The organism is Streptomyces sp. NRRL F-5122, assembly GCF_001507435.1.
Taxonomy (GTDB): domain Bacteria; phylum Actinomycetota; class Actinomycetes; order Streptomycetales; family Streptomycetaceae; genus Streptomyces; species Streptomyces lannensis.
On record NZ_LMWH01000064.1, the window covers coordinates 1 to 1636 of the forward strand.

Below are 1636 nucleotides of genomic sequence, written 5' to 3' on the forward strand. Positions count from 1 at the left end.
CGGGTCGGGGTTGTGGATGTCGCTGCCGCCGTACTTGGCCAGGTCGGTGTTGAGCAGTTCGTGCCAGGCGGGGATGTCGTCGGGGACGCCCAGGCGGTAGTCGTGGCGTACGACGGGGGAGAAGTTGGACACGGCCAGCACGGGTGTGTCCTCGTCGTCGTAGCGCAGGAACGCGAACACGTTGTCCTCGGCGGCGTCCCCGACCGTCCACCGGAATCCGGAGGGTTCGGTGTCCCGCTGCCACAGGGCCGGGGTGCGCAGGTAGACGGCGTTCAGATCGCGTACCAGGTCGCGCACGCCGCGGTGGTCGGCCTGCGCGCCGTAGGCCGGGTCCAGCAGCCACCAGTCGGGGCCGTGGGTCTCGGACCATTCTGCGCCCTGGGCGAACTCCTGTCCCATGAACAGGAGTTGCTTGCCCGGGTGGGCCCACATGAAGCCCAGGTAGGCGCGGTGGTTGGCGCGCTGCTGCCACCAGTCGCCCGGCATCTTCGACACCAGCGAGCGTTTCCCGTGCACGACCTCGTCGTGGGAGATCGGCAGCACATAGTTCTCGCTGTATGCGTACACCATCGAGAACGTCATCTCGTGGTGGTGGTACCTGCGGTGGACCGGCTCATGACTCATGTACTGCAGCGAGTCGTGCATCCAGCCCATGTTCCACTTCAGTCCGAAGCCCAGACCGCCGAAGCCGCTCGGGCCCCTGTGGTGCGTGGCGCGGGTGACGCCGTCCCAGGCGGTGGACTCCTCGGCGACGGTGACGACGCCGGGGCAGCGGCGGTAGACGGTGGCGTTCATCTCCTGCAGGAAGGCGACCGCGTCCAGGTTCTCCCGGCCGCCGTGCTCGTTCGGGCTCCACTGACCGGGCTCGCGCGAGTAGTCCAGGTAGAGCATCGAGGCGACCGCGTCCACCCGCAGACCGTCGATGTGGAACTCCTCGCACCAGTACACGGCGTTGGCGACCAGGAAGTTGCGCACCTCGCGCCGGCCGTAGTCGAACTCCAGGGTGCCCCAGTCCGGATGGGCGGCCCGCAGCGGGTCCTGGTGCTCGTACAGGGCGCGCCCGTCGAACTCGGCCAGCGCCCAGTCGTCGCGCGGGAAGTGCGCGGGCACCCAGTCCATCAGGACACCGATACCGGCCCGGTGCAGCGCGTCGATGAGGTACTTGAAGTCGTCGGGGCCGCCCAGCCGGGCGGTGGGCGCGTAGAAGCCGGTGACCTGGTAGCCCCAGGAACCGCCGAAGGGGTGCTCGGCGACCGGCATCAGCTCCACATGCGTGAAGCCCAGCTCCTTCACATACGCGGGCAGCTGCGCAGCGAGCTGACGATAGGTCAGCCCCGGCCGCCAGGACGGCAGATGCACCTCGTACACGGAGAACGGCGCCCGGTGCACCGCGGTGTCCGCACGATGCGCCAGCCACTCCCCGTCCCCCCACTCGTGATGCGACGCGTACACGATCGAGGACGTGTTCGGTGGAGTCTCCGTACGGCGCGCGAGCGGGTCGGCCCGCAGCGTCCTGGACCCGTCCGGCCGGGTGATGTCGTACTTGTAGAGCGCGCCCTCACCGACGCCCGGCACGAACAGCTCCCAGACACCGCTCGAGCCCAGCGAACGCATCGGGTGGCCGGTCCCGTCCCAG

General features: G+C 69.2%; 1 protein-coding gene. It reads right to left on the reverse strand.

Annotated features, from left to right (window positions below; all coding sequences use genetic code 11):
• Nucleotides 1–1636, reverse strand: a 1636-nt coding sequence (gene glgB, locus ADL25_RS09860) for a 1,4-alpha-glucan branching enzyme (RefSeq protein ID WP_059127286.1), incomplete at both ends; no start/stop codon positions are given.